Below are 14,706 nucleotides of genomic sequence, written 5' to 3'. Positions count from 1 at the left end.
AATGACCGCAGCCTTGCCCTATTCCTCCAATACCCCCTCACTACCGGGACGACTCTGATGCCTTTGGCCGAGATACCATTGTGCGTCTGGCGTACCCGGAGTCAGAGTTTCACATTCCGGGGCCAGAGCATTCGCTACTGGACCGCAGGGCAAGGAGAGCCCCTGCTGCTTCTGCATGGATTCCCAACCGCCAGTTGGGATTGGCATTACCTCTGGACGCCTCTGGCTCAACGCTTTCGGCTAATCGCTTGCGACATGCTCGGCTTCGGCGATTCGGCCAAACCGCTCAACCACACTTACAGTTTGCTGGAGCAGGCTGACCTGCAGCAGGCGCTGCTTGCCCACTTGCAGGTCAGCCAGCCCGTGCACCTGCTGGCGCACGATTACGGTGGCAGCGTGGCCCAGGAACTGCTGGCGCGACACCACGAGCAGCGCGCAGAAATCGCCAGTTGCGTATTCCTCAACAGCGGTTTGATTGCTGAAAGCTGCCGGGTATTGCTTGTGCAGAAGCTGCTGCTTAGCCGCTTGGGCTGGTTGGTGGCGCGGTCTTTCGGGCGCGATGATCTGGTGCGAAATGTCACGCAGGTTTACGGACCGTGCACACACCCCAGCGAGAGTGCGCTGGATGACTTCTGGAGTCTGATTGCGGCCAACGGTGGCACGCGCATCCTGCACAAACTGGTCGGTTTTGTGACCGAGCGCAGGCTGCATCGTGAGCGTTGGGTCGGCGCACTGCAGCGCGAGAGCGTACCGCTACGCTTCATCAATGGCGTGGTCGATCCGCTTTCGGGCGCGCACATGGTAGAGCGCTATCGGCAACTTGTGCCCAACCCCGACACCGTGCAACTGCAAGGCATTGGCCATTACCCGCACACCGAAGCGCCGGTGCAGGTGTTGCGCCACTACCTGGCCTTTCGTGAACAACCGCTGAGCTACCTGCCGCAAAAGGTGGCCTGGTCCTGAACGGGTGACATCGTTCAGCGTTATCGCCTGGCATTCAGCCTGAGTGAACTCCATTGTCCGCCGGCAGGGGCTGGCGGACACTCGACACATTCAACCTGACCTGGAGCCATGAGCATGAGCGAGCCGGTAAGTCTGCAAGACCGTGTGGTGATCATCACGGGGGCCGGTGGTGGCCTGGGCCGCGCCCATGCGCTGCTGTTCGCCGCGCGTGGCGCCAAGGTGGTGGTCAATGACCTTGGCGGTACCACCCAAGGTGAAGGCGCGAGCGCTTCGGCGGCCGATCGGGTAGTGGACGAAATCCGCGCCGCAGGTGGCACGGCGGTCGCCAATCACGATTCGGTCAGCAATGGTGCACGCATCGTTGAACAAGCGCTGGACAGTTTTGGCCGGGTCGATGTGCTGGTGAACAATGCCGGCATCCTGCGCGACAAGTCATTCCTCAAGATGGAAGACAGTGATTGGGATCAGGTCTATCAGGTCCACGTCGAGGGCGCCTACAAAGCCACGCGTGCAGCCTGGCCGCACTTGCGCGAGCAGAATTGGGGAAGGGTGATCTTTACCGCGTCGACCTCTGGCATATACGGCAACTTCGGCCAGGCCAACTATGGCATGGCCAAGTTGGGCTTGTATGGTTTGACACGCACCCTGGCCATCGAAGGGCGCAAGCACGGTGTGCTGGTCAATGCGATTGCGCCAACGGGCGGCACACGCATGACCGAGGGTCTGATTCCGCCGCAAGTGTTCGAGCGCCTCAAGCCGGAGCTGGTCAGCCCGCTGGTGGTTTACCTGGGCAGCGAACAGTGCGAGGACAGCGGCCAGCTGTTCGAGGTGGGCGGCGGCTGGGTTGGCAAGGTGCGCTGGGAGCGCAGCCTGGGTGTCGGCTTCGACCCGCGCGAAGGGTTCACGCCGGAACAGGTGGCGCAGAGCTGGGCGCAGATTGGTGATTTTGCCGAGGCGGTCCATCCGCAAGACAGCTTGCAGGCGTTGCAGCAGATGATGGCGAACCTGCAGAAGTATCCGCTGGGATGACGTTGCACGGGCAATAAAAAAGGCCGCTGCAAAACGCAGCGGCCAATCGAGACGTTAGATCAAGGAGCTTCAAAATCAACGTCGGTGAACCTCGCGGGCCTGAGGGGCGGGGGGGTAGTTGCCCTTCATGCCGGCCAGTGGGTTAAGAATAAGCGCTTGATCCCGTGGGAAAAATAGCCGCTTGTGACATTCACCTTTACGCTTGGGGCAACAGTGCCGCAGTGCCGTTTCAGGGCGCTGGCGAGTAGCCCATGCGCCAGCTGGTGTCCCGCGCCGCTGCCTGCAGGCGCTGCGCCGCTGGACCATGTTCATCGGCATGGAAGATCGATGTCGGCCCCACCACGGTCATCACTGCAGCAATCTGCCCCATCGCATTGAACACCGGCGCCGACAGCGCATCCACCCCTGGCATCAGCAAACCATGGACATGGTGCAAACCCTGCTCGCGGATGCCGGCCAGCAACGTGTCGTAGTCACTGGCGCTGTGCTGCAACACGTTCAGTTCCTTGTCACGCAGCTCAAGGGTTTCACGTTCGGGCAGGTAGGCGGCGAACACCAGCCCGGTGGACGAGCTGAGCAGCGGCAGGACTGAACCGATCTGGGTCACCACCGTGACGGCACGCACGGCAGGCTCGATGCTCACCACCGTCGCACCCTGATTGCCCCACACGGCAATGAAGCAGCTCTCGTTCAGCGCGTCGCGCAGTTGCGACAGCGGCAGCGCCGCGACTTTGAGCACATCGATGCTGCCAAGTGCCGCCAACCCCACCCGCAGTGCCTCACGCCCCAGCCCGTAGTGGTTGGTGGCCGCATCCTGCTCGGCAAAACCACTGGCGATCAGCGCCTGCAAGTATCGGTGCACCTTGCTCGCCGGCATTTGCACATGTTCGGCCAGACGCGACAGCGAAGTGGATGGCGACAGTTCGGCTAGGGCCTTGAGGATATCGGTGCCGACTTCCGCCGAGCGGACCTTCTGCTTGCCGGTGTCGGTGGGGGAGCTGGCTTTGGCCATGGGTAGGACGTTTCCGGATTTTTCGAGTCGCGCCTTTATAGCTTGACGCCTTGCTCGGAGCAAATTACGTTATTCGTAATCTGATTACGATAAAAACAAAATCCGGAGGCATCGATGAACCGCGACGCGTCGCCCGACCTTCAATACCTGAGCGGCTTCGGTAACGAATTCGCCAGCGAAGCATTGTCTGGGGCGCTGCCCGTTGGGCAGAACTCACCGCAGAAGGCTCCCTATGGGCTGTATGCCGAGCTGCTGTCGGGCACGGCGTTCACCATGACGCGCAGCGAGCTTCGCCGTACCTGGCTGTATCGCATCCGCCCGTCGGCCCTGCACCCGCGCTTCGAGCGGCTGGTGCGCCAGCCGCTGTGCGGGCCGCTGGGTGCTGTTACGCCCAATCGCCTGCGCTGGAGCCCGCAACCATTCCCCACCGAACCGACCGACTTTGTCGAAGGCTGGCTGCCGATGGTGGCCAACTCGGCAGCGGAAAAGCCGGCAGGCGTCAGCATCTACATCTATTGCGCCAACCGCTCGATGGAGCGGGTATTCTTCAATGCCGATGGCGAGCTGCTGCTGGTGCCGGAGCAGGGTCGCCTGCGCATCGCCACCGAGCTGGGGGTGATGGAGGTCGAGCCGCTGGAAATTGCGGTGATCCCGCGCGGCATGAAGTTCCGCGTCGAATTGCTCGATGGCCAGGCCCGTGGCTACATCGCCGAGAACCACGGCGCACCGCTGCGCCTGCCCGACCTCGGCCCAATCGGCAGCAACGGTTTGGCCAACCCGCGTGACTTCCTGACGCCAGTGGCGCATTACGAAGCGTCCGATGGCCCGGTTCAACTGGTGCAAAAGTTCCTCGGCGAACACTGGTCCTGTGAGCTGCAACATTCGCCACTGGACGTGGTCGCCTGGCACGGCAGCAACGTGCCCTACAAATATGACCTGCGTCGCTTCAATACCATTGGCACAGTCAGCTTCGATCACCCAGACCCGTCGATCTTCACCGTGCTGACCTCGCCGACCAGCGTGCATGGCCTCGCCAACATGGACTTTGTGATCTTCCCACCGCGCTGGATGGTGGCCGAAAACACCTTCCGGCCTCCGTGGTTCCACCGCAACCTGATGAACGAATTCATGGGCCTGATCAGCGGTGCCTACGATGCCAAGGCCGAAGGTTTCCTGCCGGGCGGCGCCTCGCTGCACGGAGTGATGAGCGCCCACGGGCCCGATGCCGAAACCTGCGAAAAAGCCATTGCCGCCGACCTGGCGCCGCACAAGATCGACAACACCATGGCCTTCATGTTCGAGACCAGCCAGGTACTTCGTCCGAGCCAGAAGGCCCTTGAGTGCCCGCAATTGCAGGCCGACTACGACAGTTGCTGGGCCACCTTGCCGAGCACCTTCAACCCGAACCGGAGATAACCCATGAGCCTGTCCGCCATTGCCCGTAGTTGGGTCGAAACTGCCAATGGGCACCGCGACTTCCCGCTGCAGAACCTGCCGCTGGGCATCTTCAGCCGCCAGGGTGAAGCGCTGCGCTGCGGCGTCGCTATTGGCGATGCGATTCTCGACCTGGAGGCCGTGCTGGCCACCGGGTTGTTCGAGGATCAAGCCAGGACCGCCGTGGAAGCCACCCGTGGTGGCGCACTGAATGCCTTCTTCGCCCTCGGTCGCAATGCTCGCGTGGCCCTGCGGGAGCGGTTGCTGGCGCTGCTGGGCGAACACAGTGAGCACCAGGCTGCACTCAAGGCCGCGTTGTATCCGGCCAGTGATTGCCAACTGCACCTGCCGGCCAAAGTTGGCGACTACACCGATTTCTACGTAGGCATTCAGCACGCCACCAACGTCGGCAAGCTGTTTCGCCCCGACAACCCGCTGCTGCCCAATTACAAGTACGTGCCGATCGGCTACCACGGCCGCGCCTCGACCTTGCGTGCGTCGGGCACCGATGTCCGCCGTCCCAAAGGTCAGACCCTCCCGGCCGGCCATTCTGAACCTAGCTTCGGGCCCTGCGCGCGGTTGGATTACGAACTTGAGCTGGGCATCTGGATCGCCCAGGGCAATGACATGGGCCAGGCGATTCCGATCGCCGAAGCTGACCAACACCTGGCGGGCCTGTGCCTGCTCAACGACTGGTCGGCGCGCGATATCCAGGCCTGGGAGTACCAGCCCCTGGGGCCGTTCCTGTCGAAGAGTTTCATCACCACACTGTCGCCCTGGGTAGTCACTGCCGAAGCGCTGGAGCCGTTCCGCTGCGCCCAGCCAGCGCGCCCCGAGGGAGACCCGCAACCCTTGGCGTATCTGTCGGATGCGCGCGACCAGGCCAATGGCGCTTTCGATATCGAACTGGAAGTGCTGCTGCTCACCGAGCGCATGCGTGAGCAGGGCCTGCCTGCCCATCGTCTGGCGCTGAGCAACACCCTGAACATGTACTGGACCGTGGCGCAGTTGATCACCCACCACAGCGTCAACGGTTGCCAGTTGCAGCCAGGCGACCTGTTCGGCTCGGGCACGCTGTCCGGCGCCACGCCTGATTCCTACGGCAGCCTGCTGGAGATCACCGAGGGCGGCAAGCAGCCGGTGGAACTGGCCAGTGGCGAGGTGCGCAAGTTCCTTGAAGATGGCGACGAGATCATCCTGCGTGCCCGTTGCCAGCGCAATGGCGTGGCCAGCATCGGCTTCGGTGAATGCCGCGGCAAGATCATCGCCGCCAACTGAGGGAGCCCGGCCATGGAGCTGTACACCTATTACCGTTCCACTTCCTCGTACCGTGTACGTATTGCCTTGGCGCTCAAGGGCCTGGATTACCAGGCCCTGCCGGTCAACCTGCTCAAGGGCGAGCAACGTGCCGCTGACTATGTCGAGGTCAACCCGCAGGGCCGGGTGCCAGTCCTGCGCATCGATGAGGGCACGTTGCTGGTGCAGTCACCGGCGATCATCGAGTACCTGGAAGAGGCCTATCCACAGCCTGCCCTATTGCCGGCCGGCGCTGCGGCAAGGGCCAAGGTGCGCGGCGTGGCGGCCATCATCGGTTGCGATATCCATCCGTTGCACAACGTCAGCGTGCTCAACCAGCTACGGCAGTTGGGCCACGACGAGGCACAGGTCAATCAGTGGATCGCTCACTGGGTCGGCCAGGGGCTGGCAGCCGTGGAGCAACTGATCGGTGATGAGGGCTATTGCTTTGGCGAGGATCCGGGTTTGGCGGATGTTTACCTAATCCCCCAGCTGTATGCGGCCGAGCGTTTCAACATCGAGCTTGGCAGCTATCCGCGTATCCAACGGGTGGCGCAGTTGGCCGCTGGGCATCCGGCATTCGCCAAGGCGCACCCCGCCTGCCAGGCGGATACCCCGGCTCAGTGAATCGAACGGTTGGCCAGCGGTAGCTTGCCAATCCGTTCAGACAGCTTCAGGCGCTGCACCGGGTCGTCGGTCAGCAGCAAGGCATGTTCCAGGTCGAAGCGTTCGGCCTGTGGGCAATCCAGGTGTTGATAGAGCGATGCGCGGGTCGTGTAGTCGCTGACCTGCACCGGACCCAACTGCATGACCCGCTCGGCATCGATCAGCGCAGCCAGGTGGTTGTCGTTGCTGATGTGCAACTGGCGCAGGTTGCGCGACAGGCGCTGCAGCATTTGCGTTGGCGTGGCCGTGCGCAGGTGCTCGGCGGTAAGCGGCACATGTGGGCCAAACTGGCGAGCGAGCAGCTCGCGGCAATCATTGGGGTACAAGCGCCGGCCGCCGCAAGGGTCGAGCAGGTGATCGGCGCCGGGCACCCGCAGCAAGAAATGGCCAGGAAACGCCACCCCTTCCAGTGGAATGGAGAGGCACCGAGCCAGTTCCAGGGTCATGATCGCCAGTGCAAGCGGCTGGCCGCGTCGGCGTTGCAGCACTTTGTCCATCAGTGCCGCCTGCGGGCGCAGGGGATGATATTCATCCTGCTGGAAACCCAGCGTGTTCAATTGGCGAAGCAGGGGCTGGGCCAGTTCGCCCACGGGTAGCATGGGCAGGCTGGCACTGATCTCAGCGTACAAGTGCTGCAAGATGACAAGGCTGGCAGCGGGCTCGACTTTCCGATCGTGCTCTACGGCTATCCACAAGGTAGCTTCCAGCAGGGCGACCGGCTCGCGTTCCAGGCAGGCCAGGCAGGCTTGGCGTGGGTTCATCGGGGTATCTCCACATGCTTGAGTAATAGCTGTGGCGCCGTGATTCGTCCAGTGGTCCGGTTGCCCGGTGCTGTGTAAGCCGATGCCTATACTAGAGAAAGCACCTCGCAGGGGAGCCCGCCGATGTTCGCGCTGATGCAAAGCACCCGCACCCAGTCGCTGCACCTGTTCACCGATCCAAAAACGGGCCTCAAGGCTGTGGTGGCTATTCACAGCGAGATCCGAGGGCCGGCATTGGGTGGTTGTCGCTACCTGCCCTATGCCGACGATGAAAGCGCCATGGCCGATGCCATTCGCTTGGCTCAAGGGATGAGCTACAAGGCGGCCCTGGCCGGGTTGGCGTTGGGCGGTGGCAAGGCGGTGATCATGCGCAACCCGCATGTAGAAAACCGCGCGGCGCTGTTCGAGGCGTTTGGCCGCTTCATCGACACCCTGCAGGGGCGCTTCATCATCGCCGTGGACAGCGGCACCTCGACCCTGGACATGGACTGCATTGCCCAGAGCACGCCGCATGTGACCAGCACCACGGCCTCGGGTGACCCATCGCCACATGCGGCCATGGGCGTGTTCGCCGGCATTCGAGCGACTTGTCTCGCCCGCTTGGGTAACAGTGACCTCAAAGGCTTGCGCGTGGCGGTACAGGGCCTGGGCAACGTCGGATATGCCTTGGCCGAACAACTCTATGCGGCAGGTGCCGAGCTGCTGGTCAGTGACCTGGACCCTGGGCGGGTACGGCTGGCGGTCGAGCAGTTCAATGCTCACCCGGTGACCAACGACGCGTTGATCAGCACCCCCTGCGATATCTTCGCGCCGTGCGGTGTGGGGCCGGTGCTCAATGGCCAGACGGTGATGCAGTTGCGCTGTGCGGCGGTAGCCGGCGCGGCCAACAACCAGCTGACCACCTTGCAGGTGGCTGACCAGTTGGAGTCACGGGGGATTCTTTACGCGCCGGATTACGTGATCAATGCCGGTGGTTTGATCTACGTGGCGATGAAACACCGTGGTGAAGAGTTGAGCACCATCACCGGGCAACTGGCGCGGATACCGGAGCGGCTGACCGAAGTATTTGCCCACGCCCAGGCCGAGAAGCGCTCGCCGGCAAGGGTTGCGCAAATGCTGGCGGAGCGGTTGCTATATGGATGAACAACTGACCGCCGATCTGTGAAGGCAACTGCCTGTCCCATGCTCTAGAAGCTGGCACAATCACAGTGGGAGCGGCTTCAACCGCGAACAACGGCGAAGCCGGTGCCATCCACCGATTCGCGGCTAAAGCCGCTCCCACAGTGGCACTTACTCTGCAGCGCCACCTTCCAGCAATTCTGCCAACGCATCCGGTTGGCTCTTGAACGCCCGTGCGAACACGTCACGGTTCTTGGCCATATAGATACCCGCTTCCTCGACCTGTTGCTCGCTCATTGAAGGCACCGCCTTCTGCAACACCTCGGCCAGGCGCTCGGCCAGTTCGAGCATCTTGTCGTGACGATCTGCTTCGGCCTTATCCATGAACAAGCGCTCCGGGTCGCGGCTGCTGCGGTACACCACTTCGACGGCCATTCATCACCTCTGTGCCTTTTTGCGGTTGGTTGATAGATCACTGTATGCGCATACAGTAATGGCATCGCACCTCAGGTGCAAGCCTTGCCGCAAAAAAGCTTAGCTCACAGGTGCCTTGCGGCAATCGGTCGCCTTCCAAGACAGGGGCATGGCCCTTTAACTGCATGGCACAAACGTCACAGCGGTGACGCATCATCCTTCAGGTCGTATCGGGGAGCTGGAAATCGTGAACATCAAATGGGCGGATAAATTGCGCAGGGGCCTGCACGGCTCGGCCGACTCGCTGGGCAATCTGTGTGTCGAGGCATTCCACTACCTCGCCCTGTTCGGCATTGGCGCGATCACCGCCTATGCGGCAGTGATGACCTTCCTGGACATGCTGGGCAAGGGCGGGATAAGTGTCGATGACATCCTGCTACTGTTCATCTACCTGGAGCTCGGGGCGATGGTCGGCATCTACTTCAAGACCAACCACATGCCGATTCGCTTTCTCCTGTACGTGGCGATCACTGCGCTGACACGCCTGCTGATCGGTGATGTCTCGCACCACAAGGCGCCGGATGAAGGGTTGTTGTACCTGTGCGGCGGCATCCTGCTTTTGGCATTCTCGATCCTGGTGGTGCGTTATGCCTCCTACCGCTACCCGTCGACCAAGGTGCTGGATGCCAATGGCAAGGAAGTTGAAGACGGCAAATGAGGTGCTATCTATTTAGTGCCGTTGCCTGCCTGCCGAGGCGTTGAATCCTCGCCGGCGCTCAATAAACGTCGTGATATAGGGTCACGATTATCGGGCGCCTCAGGAGAACAACAATGAGCATTACCGCCGAAAATGTGCATGCCCACCTCAAGAAAGCGCTGATCCTCGACCCCGATAAGGTGCATCTCACCGAAGTTGCCGATGTCATCGAATACAGGGTGGTGCGTAGCAACACGCTGGTCGAAGAGTCTCTGCACTGGTTGAAGCGGAAGGAGGAACCCACCTACGACCAAGGTCTGGTTGGGATGTTTCATGCCCCCGGCACCTTCGACCCCGCTCACCGCGTGGCGGGTTTGCGCCTCTCGACCTTGGAGCGTGAAATCGGGCGGATGTTGAGCTCCCTGGGCTGATCGTCAGTTGGCCACGCCGACTGCCGTGAACGGCCGAGCATCAGGGGCCGTTTTACGGGTCAGCGCGGCCAGCACCTGCAGGGGGTTCTGCCCCAACTCGATGGCCAGGCCCAGGCGAATGCTGTCGATGACTCGCTGCAGGCGCACCGGGTCGTTGCGCTGGGCCTGGCTGATCAGGCGCTTGGCGACCACGCCAGCATCGTCCGAAAGGGTCAGCATGATGCTGCCGTCCAAACGTTCGATGCTCAGGTTGACCCGGTACTCGGGGGCGAAGGCGGCGCTGATCTGCTCGAATGGATTGTTCATGTTCAATATTCTGCAAAGATTGATTGCAGGAGTTGACCCGCTAATTGCCAGGTTTGTTCAGGCCATTGATCAGTACAAACGAAAACGCCCGGCACATGGCCGGGCGTTGTTGTTCACAGGTGAATCAGGCGTCGGGATCGCTCAGCTCCAGCACGCCGCGCTTGCTGCGCAGTTTGCCGTAAAAGTGTTCCAGCGCATTGTTCAGCTTGCTGGCAGCCCCGTCGACCGCCTGGTCCAGCGAGGTGGCGGTGTGGGTCACGGAAATCGGTTGGTGGCCTTTCGGGCGAGCCTCCATCTGGCAGCGTTTGTCATGCGGCCCGGGCTTGGCGCCGTTCTCGTCGCGCAGGTGCACCTCGATGCGGGTGAGGTCTTCCTCGTAACGTTCGAGTGTGGCTTCCAGCGTACTGCGGACCCACTCGTTGAGACGGATGTTGCCTTCGATATGGTTGCTGCTGTTGACCTGGATTTGCATGATTCAATCCTTATTCAGCTTGCTCGCATGGAGGCGTGCCTAGGCCCTTGAAGCCCTTGGAAAAGCTTCGCCTCTTGACTCTAAGGTCAGGCAACCGCAGAACGAATTCAACCCCTTCTTGAAAATAAATTTCTTGTAGCAAATCCATTTGAAGGGCCGCGACGCGGCCCGCTATTCGATCAGAACTCAACCGACGTCTGCACGAACAAGGTGCGTGGTTCACCCACGTACTTGCCCTTGTTATTGTCATCGAACGAGCGCGTGTAGTACTCGCGGTTGAACAAGTTCTTCACCCCCACCGCGACCTTCAGGTTCGACAGTTGGGGGCCGAAATCATACCCGGCACGGCTGCTGACCAGCATGTAGCCCGGGATGCGCCCGGTGCTGCCGTCGGCGCTTTCGGCGCTGGTGTTGGCATTGTCCGCGTACTGGCTGCTCTGGAAGCTGGCATCCAGGTTCAACTGCCACGGCCCGTCGGTATACCCCACGCCCAGGTTGCCCTTGTGGCGCGACGAGAACGGCACCTGATTGCCTTTGTTCGGCCCATCTTCGCGAATGGTCGCGTTAACGAAGGCATAACTGGCGTGCACATCAACGCCTGCCAGCGCCGGGCTTAGTCCATCGAGTGCGTAGCGTACGCTGGTCTCGATGCCCTGGTGGCGGGTCTCGCCGCGGGCGATCACCGAGTCGTTGGTCTGGTTGCTCTCATATTGGTTATCGAAGTTGATCAGGAACGCGCCGATTTCGGCCTGCAGGTCGCCGTTGTCGTAGCGGGTGCCGATTTCCCAGGTGCGGGCTTTTTCAGGCTTCACCTCACCGCTGGTCACGCGGTTGGGCATCTGGCTGTACTGCACGCTGCCGAACGAACCTTCGGTGTTGGCATAGAGGTTCCAGCGGTCGGTCAGGTGGTACATCACATTCAGCGCGGGCAGGGCGGTGTTGTAGCTGCCCTGGTAGCGCTGGCCGCTAAGATTGTTGTTCTGCGCCGAATCGATCATCTCGTAGCGCACACCTGGAGTAACCGTCCAGCGGCCGATGTCGATGCGGTCATCCAGGTAGATGGCATGGGCTTCGGTGCTGCCACGGGTATCGCGGTCGTTGCGGCTGGCGGTGGTCGGCAGGTTGCCGTTGACCGGTTCACGGAAGCGCAGCTCGTGGCCGGCCTCGTTGATGTAGCGGTAGCCAATGCCCAGTTCGTGCCAGCTCTGGCCAAGTGCGAGGCCTTGCGAGAAGCGCGTTTCGATGCCGCGCACCCAGTATTCGCGGGGCGACAGCGAAACGAAGTTGCCCTGGTCCAGGTAGCCGCTGCGCAGGGTTTTGGTGAAGAAGCTGTTAACACTGAACTGGCGGTCGTCCTGTTTGTAGTCGTAGCCAAGGTTGACCAGTGTGCGGCGGCCCCAGAACTTGTCTTTCAAGCGCGTCGACTGGTAAGGGTCGGCGTCGAAGTCGGCGGTGCTCAGGCCACCTGGCATGTCGGCCTCACCCTCGTAGTACTGAGCCATGGCGTGCAGGCTGTTGGCCTCGTCCAGCTTCAGCTTGCCTTTGAGGATCAGGTCATCGATCTGGGTGTCGCTGTGCTCGCGCCAGTCGCCGCCGCGCACGCCGGAGTAGAGCAGGGCGCCGCCGAGGCCGTTGTCGTTGGTGCCGCCGACCAGCAGGTTGGCGCTGTTCTTGAACCCGTCATGGCTGGACGACGGGCTGATCTGGTTCTGCATGGCGGCCTTGAAGGTCGCCTGTTCGGGAATGGCGCGGGTCACGAAGTTGACGATGCCGCCGACGTTCTGCGGGCCATAGCGCACGGCACCGCCGCCGCGCACCACGTCCACCGCATCCATGTTGCCCATGCTGATTGGCGCCAGCGACAGTTGCGGTTGGCCATAGGGTGCAAAGGGCACTGGAATGCCGTCCATCAGCACCGTCGAACGCGAGGCCAGGCGCGGGTTGAGGCCGCGAATGCCGAAGTTCAGTGCCAGGTCATGACTGCCGGTGCCGTTGTTGTCCGGAGCGTTGACGCCCGGCATGCGGTTGAGCACTTCGCGGGCGGTGGTGGCGCCATTGCGTTCGAACTCTTCACGGCGCACCACGTCGCGGGCACCGGGGTGCTCGAAAACGTTGTCCTGTTGCGCTTCGCCCAGCCAGTCGCCGACCACGGTCGAAGCGCCGAGCTCCACGGTAGCCCCAGGCCGCGCGGCATCTACCGGTTGCAGGCTGAAGGCATTGTCGGCCTCCTGCTTTGCCTGCAGGCCGCTGCCACGCAGCAGGGCGTCGAGGCCCTGGGCCACGTCGTACTGGCCGTCCAGGCCTTGGCTGCTGATGCCCTGAGTCAGTTGCGAGCCGAACGAGATCAGCGCGCCACTCTCGCGACCGAACTGGTTCAGGGCGTCTTCCAGCGAGCCGGCGGCGATGTGGTAGTTGCGTGCCTCGGCGGCGTGCAGGGCCGGCGTGGCAAGGCCGAGACTGGTAGCGAGCAGCAGGGCGTGGACGAGAGGCGTGGGGCGCTGGGGCATCGAGAAGGGTCCTGTAAAAAGGGGTTCTGCCTTCTCTGTCACCCGAGGTTCAGGAAATGGCTCAGGTGATTGACATTATTTTCAACTGACCCGCGCTTCGAGCGTGACCCAGTAGCGGGTAAAGCGCCGCACGCGTACCGGCAGGGCCACTTCCAGCATCTGCAGAATCCGCTCACTGTCATCCAGCGGATACGAGCCGGACACCCGCAGGTCGGCCACCCGTTCGCTGCAGCCCAGCTGCCCCTGGCGATAACGCCCAAGCTCGGCGAGAAAGTCGGTCAGGCGCATCTGCGACGCCACCAGCATGCCGTCGACCCAGGCGCCGCTGTTGCGGTCCAGCGGGGCGATGGCCCGCCAGCCTTGTGCAGTAAAGCGCGCGCGCTGCCCGGCCAGCAGCGGTTGGCCGGCGAAACTGGCCTGGCCACTGAACACCGACACCAGGCTGAAGCCCTCGAACTCGCGCACGTTGAAACGGCCGCTGTCCAGGCGCAAAGCCCCTTCAGCGGTGCGCAGCAGCAAGGGGCGCGTGTCGCGGGCCACGTCCAGCGCCAGCTCACCTTCGAGCAGCCGTACCACGCGTTGCTGGCCATCAAAGCGTACATCGGCGGCGCTGCGGGTATTGAGTTGCAGCAGGCTGCCGTCGTCCAGCTGCATGCGCCGGCGCTGGCCAACCGGGCTGCGATAGTCGGCCATCAGGCCTGGCAAAGAGTTATGGGAGTTCAGTCCCATGCCAGCGGCGCTGGCCACGCCCACCAGCAGCAACGCCTTGAGCGCTCGGCGGCGTGCGGGGGAGGGTGGCGCCTGCAACGTCGCATGCACCACCGGTGAGCTGACGCCGCGCAAGCGCTGGTTGACCTGCTGGATATGTGCCCAGGCCCGTTGATGTTCGTGATCAGCCAGCAGCCAGTGTTGCAGCGCCTGTTGCTGGGTGTCGTCGAAGTCGTCGCCCTGGGACTCGATCAGCCAGTGCACGGCCTGCTCGGCCACCTGGGAAGAAAACGACGTATTCACAGGGCGAAGTAGCAGCGCAAGGCCGCCTTGTTCAGGTAACGCTTGACCGTGGCCAGCGATATCCCCAGCTCGCGAGCGATTTCGCCCTGGCCAAGGCCATCGACCTGCGCCAGCAGGAATGCGCGTTTGACCAGGGGCGGCAGGCCGTCGAGCAGGCGGTCGAGCTCCAGAAGGGTCTCGAAGATGATCGCCTTCTGTTCTTCGCTCGGTGCCACGTTTTCAGGGGCTTGCGCCAGCGCGTCCAGGTAGGCGCGCTCGAGTTCCTGGCGACGGAAATGGTTGCACAGCACACGCTTGGCCACGGTGGCCAGAAACGCACGGGGCTCGATCAGTTGCGGCGCCTCGCGTGCTTGCAGCAGGCGCAGGTAGGTGTCCTGGGCCAGGTCGGCGGCACTCTGCGGGCAGCCCAGGCGACGGCGCAACCAGCCGGTCAGCCAGCTGTGATGGGCGTGGTAAAGGCCTTCGACCGTACATGAAAGGGCGCTGGGCACCGTGATACTCCGGCGCCAAGTCGCGCAACTGGTAGTAAGAATTGTTCGCATTGTAGTGACATGCGTATTGCTCGGCAACTGACCTTTCAGACTTTGC

General features: G+C 62.4%; 16 protein-coding genes. 8 read left to right on the top strand and 8 right to left on the bottom strand.

From position 1 onward, the window contains the following. Positions 1–57: 57 nt before the first annotated feature. Positions 58–963, top strand: a complete 906-nt coding sequence (locus ACZ6YA_RS12615; protein ID WP_465897435.1) for an alpha/beta fold hydrolase — start codon at positions 58–60, stop codon at positions 961–963. Between the two features lie 114 nt (positions 964–1,077). Further along, positions 1,078–1,992 (top strand): SDR family oxidoreductase, encoded by a 915-nt coding sequence (locus tag ACZ6YA_RS12610; protein WP_465897434.1) that lies wholly within the window; start codon positions 1,078–1,080, stop codon positions 1,990–1,992. A 229-nt stretch (positions 1,993–2,221) separates the two neighbouring features. Here the strand turns inward: ACZ6YA_RS12610 and ACZ6YA_RS12605 are convergent, their stop codons facing one another. Beyond that, on the bottom strand, positions 2,222–3,004 hold the full coding sequence (locus ACZ6YA_RS12605) for an IclR family transcriptional regulator (protein ID WP_465897433.1): 783 nt from the start codon (positions 3,002–3,004) through the stop codon (positions 2,222–2,224). A gap of 114 nt (positions 3,005–3,118) precedes the next feature. On the opposite strand from ACZ6YA_RS12605, the gene hmgA reads away from it, so the two are divergent. The 3 genes from hmgA to maiA are packed head-to-tail and all read left to right on the top strand — an operon-like array spanning position 3,119 to position 6,361. Then, positions 3,119–4,420 (top strand): homogentisate 1,2-dioxygenase, encoded by a 1,302-nt coding sequence (gene hmgA, locus ACZ6YA_RS12600; protein WP_465897432.1) that lies wholly within the window; start codon positions 3,119–3,121, stop codon positions 4,418–4,420. A gap of 3 nt (positions 4,421–4,423) precedes the next feature. After that, the gene (fahA, locus tag ACZ6YA_RS12595; protein ID WP_465897431.1) at positions 4,424–5,716 is read left to right on the top strand and encodes a fumarylacetoacetase; all 1,293 of its coding nucleotides are present in this window, start codon (positions 4,424–4,426) and stop codon (positions 5,714–5,716) included. 12 nt (positions 5,717–5,728) lie between these two features. Continuing rightward, entirely contained in the window at positions 5,729–6,361 is a 633-nt protein-coding gene (maiA, locus tag ACZ6YA_RS12590) for a maleylacetoacetate isomerase (RefSeq protein ID WP_465897430.1), read from the top strand. Here maiA and ACZ6YA_RS12585 read toward each other — a convergent pair. After that, positions 6,355–7,161, bottom strand: a complete 807-nt coding sequence (locus tag ACZ6YA_RS12585; protein ID WP_465897429.1) for a SirB1 family protein — start codon at positions 7,159–7,161, stop codon at positions 6,355–6,357. The genes maiA and ACZ6YA_RS12585 overlap by 7 nt on opposite strands. Positions 7,162–7,284: 123 nt before the next feature. Here ACZ6YA_RS12585 and ACZ6YA_RS12580 point away from each other — a divergent pair, with 123 nt between their 5' ends. Next, the gene (locus tag ACZ6YA_RS12580) at positions 7,285–8,304 is read left to right on the top strand and encodes a Glu/Leu/Phe/Val dehydrogenase family protein (protein WP_403134656.1); all 1,020 of its coding nucleotides are present in this window, start codon (positions 7,285–7,287) and stop codon (positions 8,302–8,304) included. 147 nt (positions 8,305–8,451) lie between these two features. Here the strand turns inward: ACZ6YA_RS12580 and ACZ6YA_RS12575 are convergent, their stop codons facing one another. Beyond that, a complete protein-coding gene (locus ACZ6YA_RS12575; RefSeq protein ID WP_465897428.1) occupies positions 8,452–8,715 on the bottom strand; it encodes a YebG family protein in 264 nt (87 codons plus the stop codon). A gap of 226 nt (positions 8,716–8,941) precedes the next feature. Between ACZ6YA_RS12575 and ACZ6YA_RS12570 the strand changes: the two genes are divergently transcribed. Both ACZ6YA_RS12570 and ACZ6YA_RS12565 read left to right on the top strand, forming a co-directional pair. Further along, on the top strand, positions 8,942–9,412 hold the full coding sequence (locus ACZ6YA_RS12570; RefSeq protein ID WP_465897427.1) for a phosphate-starvation-inducible protein PsiE: 471 nt from the start codon (positions 8,942–8,944) through the stop codon (positions 9,410–9,412). Positions 9,413–9,525: 113 nt separating this feature from the next. Continuing rightward, positions 9,526–9,822 carry a hypothetical protein gene (locus tag ACZ6YA_RS12565; RefSeq protein ID WP_465897426.1) on the top strand — a complete coding sequence of 99 codons (297 nt, stop codon included), beginning with the start codon at positions 9,526–9,528 and terminating at the stop codon, positions 9,820–9,822. A 3-nt stretch (positions 9,823–9,825) separates the two neighbouring features. Here ACZ6YA_RS12565 and ACZ6YA_RS12560 read toward each other — a convergent pair whose 3' ends face one another. The 5 genes from ACZ6YA_RS12560 to ACZ6YA_RS12540 all read right to left on the bottom strand — a co-directional run bounded on the left by ACZ6YA_RS12560 (position 9,826) and on the right by ACZ6YA_RS12540 (position 14,660). Beyond that, positions 9,826–10,128 (bottom strand): DUF3509 domain-containing protein, encoded by a 303-nt coding sequence (locus ACZ6YA_RS12560; protein WP_403134665.1) that lies wholly within the window; start codon positions 10,126–10,128, stop codon positions 9,826–9,828. A gap of 124 nt (positions 10,129–10,252) precedes the next feature. Continuing rightward, a complete protein-coding gene (locus ACZ6YA_RS12555; protein WP_016395445.1) occupies positions 10,253–10,600 on the bottom strand; it encodes an HPF/RaiA family ribosome-associated protein in 348 nt (115 codons plus the stop codon). A 179-nt stretch (positions 10,601–10,779) separates the two neighbouring features. Further along, a complete protein-coding gene (gene fecA, locus ACZ6YA_RS12550) occupies positions 10,780–13,107 on the bottom strand; it encodes a TonB-dependent Fe(3+) dicitrate receptor FecA (RefSeq protein ID WP_465897425.1) in 2,328 nt (775 codons plus the stop codon). Positions 13,108–13,188: 81 nt separating this feature from the next. Then, a complete protein-coding gene (locus tag ACZ6YA_RS12545; protein WP_465897424.1) occupies positions 13,189–14,118 on the bottom strand; it encodes a FecR domain-containing protein in 930 nt (309 codons plus the stop codon). Continuing rightward, a complete protein-coding gene (locus tag ACZ6YA_RS12540) occupies positions 14,115–14,660 on the bottom strand; it encodes a sigma-70 family RNA polymerase sigma factor (protein WP_465897423.1) in 546 nt (181 codons plus the stop codon). The genes ACZ6YA_RS12545 and ACZ6YA_RS12540 overlap by 4 nt, the downstream gene beginning before the upstream one ends. Between the last annotated feature and the right edge of the window lie 46 nt (positions 14,661–14,706).

The organism is Pseudomonas sp. NPDC090752, assembly GCF_055584805.1.
Note: the sequence above shows the minus strand (reverse complement) of the source record. Positions and strands in the feature narration are given on the sequence as shown.